This window comes from Rhizobacter sp. P1_G5 (genome assembly GCF_056405435.1).
Window position 1 is genome coordinate 1 of the sequence record NZ_JBFUCB010000315.1, and the last position, 6,830, is coordinate 6,830.

Annotated in this window: 7 protein-coding genes; all 7 read left to right on the forward strand. The window is 69.3% G+C overall.

The features are described from left to right. Positions 1 to 813 (forward strand): glutamate ligase domain-containing protein (locus tag AC1D12_RS20255; protein ID WP_477842487.1); only part of this gene is annotated, 813 nt, incomplete at its 5' end. Next, entirely contained in the window at positions 813 to 1,799 is a 987-nt protein-coding gene (locus tag AC1D12_RS20260; protein ID WP_477842488.1) for a D-alanine--D-alanine ligase, read from the forward strand. The genes AC1D12_RS20255 and AC1D12_RS20260, both read left to right, overlap by 1 nt. Positions 1,800 to 1,816: 17 nt before the next feature. After that, positions 1,817 to 2,626, forward strand: a complete 810-nt coding sequence (locus AC1D12_RS20265) for a cell division protein FtsQ/DivIB (protein ID WP_052211761.1) — start codon at positions 1,817 to 1,819, stop codon at positions 2,624 to 2,626. Positions 2,627 to 2,642: 16 nt separating this feature from the next. Continuing rightward, entirely contained in the window at positions 2,643 to 3,872 is a 1,230-nt protein-coding gene (gene ftsA / locus AC1D12_RS20270; protein WP_047505746.1) for a cell division protein FtsA, read from the forward strand. A 160-nt stretch (positions 3,873 to 4,032) separates the two neighbouring features. Continuing rightward, positions 4,033 to 5,232, forward strand: coding sequence for a cell division protein FtsZ (gene ftsZ / locus AC1D12_RS20275; protein WP_047505983.1), 1,200 nt, complete (start codon positions 4,033 to 4,035; stop codon positions 5,230 to 5,232). A 116-nt stretch (positions 5,233 to 5,348) separates the two neighbouring features. After that, complete coding sequence (lpxC, locus tag AC1D12_RS20280; RefSeq protein WP_477842489.1) at positions 5,349 to 6,284, forward strand: UDP-3-O-acyl-N-acetylglucosamine deacetylase; 936 nt, start codon at positions 5,349 to 5,351, stop codon at positions 6,282 to 6,284. A gap of 31 nt (positions 6,285 to 6,315) precedes the next feature. After that, a complete protein-coding gene (locus AC1D12_RS20285; protein WP_047505750.1) occupies positions 6,316 to 6,558 on the forward strand; it encodes a hypothetical protein in 243 nt (80 codons plus the stop codon). Positions 6,559 to 6,830: the final 272 nt, after the last annotated feature.

Below are 6,830 nucleotides of genomic sequence, written 5' to 3' on the forward strand. Positions count from 1 at the left end.
TTCCTGCACCGCATGCCGTTCTACGGCGCGGCCATCCTGTGCGGCGACGACCCCGGCGTGCGCTCGATCATCCCGATGGTGTCGCGCCCGGTCGTCACCTACGGGCTCGGACCCGACGTGCAGGTGCGCGCGGTCGACGTGCAGGCGCTGCCGGGCGGGCAGATGCGCTTCACGGTGCAGCGCCGCAACGGCGTCGTGCTGCCGGACATCGCGATCACGCTGAACCTGCCGGGCGAGCACAACGTGCTGAACGCGCTCGCGGCCGTCGCGGTCGCGACCGAGCTGGAGCTGCCGGACGCGCCGCTCGTCAAGGCGCTGGCCGAGTTCCGCGGTGTCGGCCGGCGCTTCCAGCGCTATGGCGACCCGGCGGCGCGCAGCGCCAACGGTGGCGGCCACTTCACGCTGATCGACGACTACGGCCACCACCCGGTCGAGATGGCCGCGGTGATCGCGGCGGCGCGCGGCGCCTTCCCGGGCCGCCGGCTGGTGATCGCGTTCCAGCCGCACCGCTACACCCGCACGCGCGACTGCTTCGAGGATTTCGTCAAGGTGATGGGCAGCGCCGATGCGGTGCTGCTGGCCGAGGTGTATGCCGCCGGCGAGGCGCCGATCGTCGCGGCAGACGGCCGCTCGCTGGCGCGCGCGCTGCGCGTGGCGGGCAAGGTCGATCCGATCTTCGTCGACGACATCGCGCAGATGCCCGAGACGATCGCCGCGCAGGCCCGCGACGGCGATGTCGTGATCGCGATGGGCGCCGGCTCGATCGGCGCCGTGCCGGGCCAGGTGCTCGAACTGTTGAAGGAGGGCGTGTGATGTCCAGCCCGTTGAACCCGAAAGTCCCCATCGATCCGAAGTCGCTCGGCAAGGTCGCCGTGCTGCTGGGCGGCAGCTCCGCCGAGCGCGACATCTCGCTGCTGTCGGGCGGCGGCGTGTTGACCGCGTTGCAATCGCAGGGCGTCGATGCGCACGCCTTCGACCCGGCCGAGCGCGAACTCGCCGAGCTGAAGCACGAAGGCTTCGCGCGCTGCTTCATCGCGCTGCACGGCCGCCACGGCGAAGACGGCACGGTGCAGGGCGCGCTCGAACTGCTGGGCGTGCCGTACACCGGCTCCGGCGTGATGGCCTCGGCGATCGCGATGGACAAGGTGATGACCAAGCGCATCTGGCTCGCCGACGGCCTGCCGACGCCGCGCTACGTGTGGCTCGCGCCCGATCGCCAGGACCGTGCGCAGGTGCAGGCGGTGCCCGACGAGCTCGGGCTGCCGCTGATCGTGAAGCCGCCGCGCGAGGGCTCGTCGATCGGCGTCAGCAAGGTGCAGGGCTACTCCGACATGGCCGATGCGGTCGCGCTGTCGGCGAAGTACGACCCCGACGTGCTGTGCGAGGAGTTCATCGACGGTGCCGAAGTGACGTGCCCGGTGCTCGGCCAGGGGGCTGGTGCGCAGGCGCTGCCGGTGATCCGCATCGCCGCGCCCGAGGGCGCCTACGACTACCAGAACAAGTACTTCACCGACGTCGTCAAGTACCACGTGCCGAGCGGGCTCGATGCCGCGCTGGAGGCCGAGATCCAGCGCATCGTCGTGCAGGCCTATCGCACGCTGGGCTGCCGCGGCTGGGGCCGTGCCGACCTGATGATCCGCAAGCGCGACAACCAGCCGTTCCTGCTCGAGATGAACACCTCGCCGGGCATGACCTCRCACTCGCTGGTGCCGATGTCGGCCAAGGCCGCGGGCATCAGCTACGAGCAGCTGTGCCTGCACCTCGCGTCGCTCGCGACGCTGGACAGCCAGCGAGCCTGAACGCCACCGACACCACGATGCGCCACACCGCCGCACTCCACCGCACACCGGCCGCCGAGCTGCCGGTGGACGTGCGCCTGCTCAACGCCAGCGCGTCGGCGTTGTTCGTGCTGGCCGCGGCGATCTTCATGGCGCTGCTGATGCTGTGGCTGTCGCGCCAGCCGGTGTTCGCGATCCGCGCGATCCGCGTCGAGGGCGACCTCGCACGCAACAGCGTGTCGACGATCCGCGCCAATGCGTTGCCGCAGCTCGCCGGCAACTTCTTCACGTTCGACCTCGGGCGCGGCCAGCGCGCCTTCGAATCGGTGCCGTGGGTGCGCCACGCGATCGTGCGCCGCGTGTGGCCGAACCGGATCGCGGTGTCGCTGCAGGAGCACCGCGCCGCGGCGCTGTGGTCGCAGGACGACGGCGACAAGCTGGTCAACACCGAGGGCGAGGTGTTCGAGGCCAACCTCGGCGACGTGGAAGACGACCGGCTGCCGACGCTGGCCGGCCCGGACGGCAGTTCGGGCCAGGTGCTCGCGATGTACCGCCGGCTCGCACCGCTGTTCGCGCGGCACGAGTTGGAGATGGATGCGCTGTCGTTGAGCGGGCGCGGCTCGTGGCATGCGGAGTTCGACAGCGGCGCCGAGGTCGAACTGGGCCGCGGCACCGATGAGGAAATGCAGGCACGCGTCGAGCGCTTTCTCGGCACGCTGCCGCAGGTGATCGCGCGCTACCAGCGGCCGCTGGTCTATGCCGACCTGCGACACAACGAAGGCTATGCGGTGCGGCTCAAGGGCATCACCACGACGCTGGAGGCTGCGGCCCCCGGCAGACGGAAATGAGAGGGTGACACGAAACATGGCCAAGGAATACAAGGACCTGGTGGTCGGCCTCGACATCGGCACCGCGAAGGTGATGGCGGTGGTGGCCGAGGTGCTGCCTGACGGCGAGCTGCGCGTCGCCGGGCTCGGCATCGCCTCGGCCCACGGCCTGAAGCGCGGCGTGGTGGTCAACATCGATGCGACGGTGCAGAGCATCCAGCAGGCGCTGAAGGAGGCCGAGATGATGGCCGACTGCAAGATCACGCGCGTCTACACCGGCATCACCGGCAGCCACATCCGCGGCCAGAACTCCACCGGCATGGTGATCGTGCGCGACAAGGAGGTCACGCCGGTCGACGTGGCGCGCGTCGTCGAGACCGCGAAGGCGATCAACATCCCGAACGACCAGCGGCTGCTGCTGGTCGAGCCGCAGGAGTTCGTGATCGACGGCCACGAGGTCAAGGAGCCGATCGGCATGAGCGGCGGCCGGCTCGAGGTGAAGGTGCACATCGTGACCGGCGCGCAGAGCGCGGCCGAGAACATCGTCAAGTGCGTGCGGCGCTGCGGGCTGGAAGTGGACCAGCTGGTGCTGAACCCGAGCGCGTCCAGCCATGCGGTGCTGACCGAGGACGAGAAGGACCTGGGCGTGGCGCTGGTCGACATCGGCGCCGGCACCACCGATGTCGCGATCTTCACCGACGGCGCGATCCGCCACACCGCGGTGATCCCGATCGCCGGCGACCTGATCACCAGCGACATCGCGATGGCGCTGCGCACGCCGACCAAGGATGCGGAGGAGATCAAGGTCGAGTACGGCGTGGCCAAGCAGCTGCTGGCCGACCCGAGCGAGAACCTGGAGGTGCCGGGCCTCGGCGACCGCGCGCCGCGCATGCTGAGCCGCCAGGCGCTGGCTGGCGTGATCGAGCCGCGGGTGGAAGAGATCTTCTCGCTGGTGCACCAGGTGATCCGCGAGAGCGGCTACGAGGAGCTGCTGTCCAGCGGCATCGTGCTGACCGGCGGCGCGGCGGTGATGCCGGGCATGGTCGAGCTCGGCGAGGACATCTTCCTGAAGCCGGTGCGCAAGGGCATCCCGACCTACCACGGCTCGCTGCACGACATGGTGGCGAACCCCCGTTCGGCCACCGTGATGGGCCTGCTCGAGGAGGCGCGGCTCGGCCGTGCGCGCGGCATCAAGGCCGCGCAGCAGGCCGGTTCGGTGAAGACGCTTTTCGGTCGCGCCAAGGACTGGTTCCTCGGCAATTTCTGACACACCACGGAGAACGCGCATGACGACAAACGCATCCGCAAGCCTCGGCCTCGAGCTCCGTGGCAGCAGGTATCCCCCATGAAGAACAACAACACACCAGACGAGGACTCATCAGAGTCCCACCCCAGAACGGCAACTGCAACAAGGATTGGAGAACACCATGGCCATTGAAATGATCGAAGACTTCGACCTGGGCACGCAGATCAAGGTGATCGGCGTCGGCGGCGGCGGCGGCAACGCGGTCGACCACATGATCTCGCGCGGCGTGCAAGGCGTGGAGTTCGTCTGCGCGAACACCGACGCGCAGGCGCTGAACCGCTCGACGGCGCACCACCTGATCCAGCTCGGCAGCACCGGGCTGGGCGCCGGCGCGAAGCCGGAGGCCGGCCGCGCCGCGGCGGAAGAAGCGGTCGACCGCATCCGCGACTCGATCAAGGGCGCGAACATGCTCTTCATCACCGCCGGCATGGGCGGCGGCACCGGCACCGGCGCCGCGCCGGTGATCGCGCGCATCGCGAAGGAGATGGGCATCCTGACGGTCGGCGTGGTCACCAAGCCGTTCGACTTCGAAGGCAACCGCCGGATGAAGGCGGCCGACGCGGGCCTGGCCGAGCTGGAAGCCAACGTCGATTCGCTGATCGTGATCTTGAACGACAAGCTGCTCGACGTGCTGGGCGACGACGTGACGCAGGACGAGGCCTTCGCGCATGCCAACGACGTGCTGAAGAACGCGGTCGGCGGCATCAGCGACATCATCCACATCCCGGGGCTGGTCAACGTCGACTTCGAGGACGTGAAGACGGTGATGAGCGAGCCGGGCAAGGCGATGATGGGCACGGCCACGGCCAGCGGCCCGGACCGCGCGCACAAGGCGGCCGATGCGGCGGTGGCCTGCCCGCTGCTGGAGGGCATCGACCTGTCCGGCGCACGCGGCGTGCTGGTGCTGATCGCTGCCGGCAAGGGCAGCTTCAAGCTGAGCGAGAGCCGCAACGCGATGAACACCATCCGCCGCTATGCCGCGGACGATGCGCACGTGATCTACGGCACCGCCTACGACGAGAGCCTGGGCGACCAGCTGCGCGTCACGGTGATCGCCACCGGCCTGAGCCCGGCCAAGCGCGTGGCTGCGCCGATCAGCGTGGTCCACACGCAGGTCGCGCAGCGCACCGGCACCGACAACATCCCGGTGCTGACGCAGCCGGTCAACCCGCCGGGCGGCGGCGCGCACGACTACAGCAGCCTGAGCGTGCCGAGCGTCTGGCGCAACGGCCGCACGGCCGCGGCGAAGGTGGATGCGCTGGCGAGCAACGGGATGGACGAGATCGAGATCCCGGCGTTCCTGCGCAAGCAGGCGGATTGATGACCCACCCCCGAGGCGCTGGCGCGCCTCCCCCTCGAGGGGGCGCCCCCAGTGGCCCGGCAAAGCCGGTTCCACGGGGGCCGCTGGGTTTGCTCGTCCGGACCTAAAATCGTTCGATGCTTGCCCAACGCACCCTCAAGTCCCTGACGCGCGCCGTCGGCGTCGGCGTGCACGGCGGCCAGCGCGTCGAGCTGACGTTGCGGCCGGCGCCGCCCGACACCGGCATCGTGTTCCGCCGGATCGACCTGCCGACKCCGGTCGACATCCCGGTGGCGGTGCTGTCGATCTCGGAGGCGCGCATGGCGACCACGCTGTCGCTGAACGGCGACCCGGGGGCGCCGAAGGTCAACACCATCGAGCACCTGCTGTCGGCCTGCGCCGGGCTCGGCATCGACAACCTGCGCGTCGACATCACCGCCGAAGAGGTGCCGATCCTCGACGGCTCGGCCGCATCGTTCGTGTTCCTGCTGCAATCGGCGGGCATCGAGCTGCAGGATGCGCCGAAGCGCTTCATGCGCATCCTGAAGCCGGTGGAGGTGCGCGAGGGCGAGGGGCCGAAGCTGAAGTGGGTGCGGCTCGAGCCGTACAGCGGCTACCGGCTGACCTTCGAGATCGACTTCGACCACCCGGCGGTCAACCAGACCGGCCAGCGCGTGGTGTTCGACATGGGCTCGGGCCACTACAAGCGCGACATCGCGCGCGCGCGCACCTTCGGCTTCACGAAGGATGTCGAGATGATGCGTTCGCGCGGGCTGGGCCTGGGCGGCAGCATGGACAACGTGATCGTCGTCGACGACTACCGCGTGCTGAACTCCGATGGGTTGCGCTACGACGACGAGTTCGTCAAGCACAAGATCCTCGACGCGATCGGCGACATGCAGGTGGCCGGCCACCCGCTGATCGGCGCGTACACCGCGTACAAGTCGGKCCATGCGCTGAACAACAAGCTGCTGCGCGCGGTGCTGGCCGATGCATCGAGCTACGAGATCGTCAGCTTCGAGGACGAACGCGAAGCGCCGGCGGGCCTCGCCGCGCTGGCCCCGGCGTGGTGACGCCCTTCAACCCCAACTTCCCGCACCCCTGATGGCCATCTTCAGCTGGATCATGCTCGGCCTCGCGGCGCTGCTGCTGCTGGGCAGCGGCATCGCATGGGGCCTGTTCCTCGCGATGGACGATTCGGACTGGCAGAAGCTCGGCATCAAGGTGTTCCGCATCGCGATGGTGGTGCTGCTGTTCTACGTGAACGGCATGGTCTACGCGCACATCGTCGCGGTGTTTCGCGGGGCGCCGCCGGTGGTGCAGGTGCCGCTGCCGGATTCCGACTGAGGCTGCTTCTGCTTGGCTCGGCGCGGCGGGTGGCGTGAGGGGCTGGGGGCTCGGCTGGGTCGGTCGACCCTGGCGGGCCGACTGCACGAAGAAGCTCGGCTTCGGGGGTGCATCGGCAAACTCCCGCCACTCACTTCRTTCGTTGTGGTCAAACACAGCCGATGAGTATGTCTACGAAGCGCGCTGGCGCGCGCCACCCCCGAAACCGATCTTCTCCGTCGCCCCAGAAGTCGCCCCCAGCCCCTCACGCCACCCGCCGCGCCGCGCAGCAC

Coding starts and splice junctions, on each gene's coding strand:
- AC1D12_RS20265 (WP_052211761.1), top strand. CDS start 1,817: ATGCGCCACACCGCCGCACTCCACCGCACACCGGCCGCCGAGCTGCCG.
- ftsA (WP_047505746.1), top strand. CDS start 2,643: ATGGCCAAGGAATACAAGGACCTGGTGGTCGGCCTCGACATCGGCACC.
- ftsZ (WP_047505983.1), top strand. CDS start 4,033: ATGGCCATTGAAATGATCGAAGACTTCGACCTGGGCACGCAGATCAAG.
- AC1D12_RS20285 (WP_047505750.1), top strand. CDS start 6,316: ATGGCCATCTTCAGCTGGATCATGCTCGGCCTCGCGGCGCTGCTGCTG.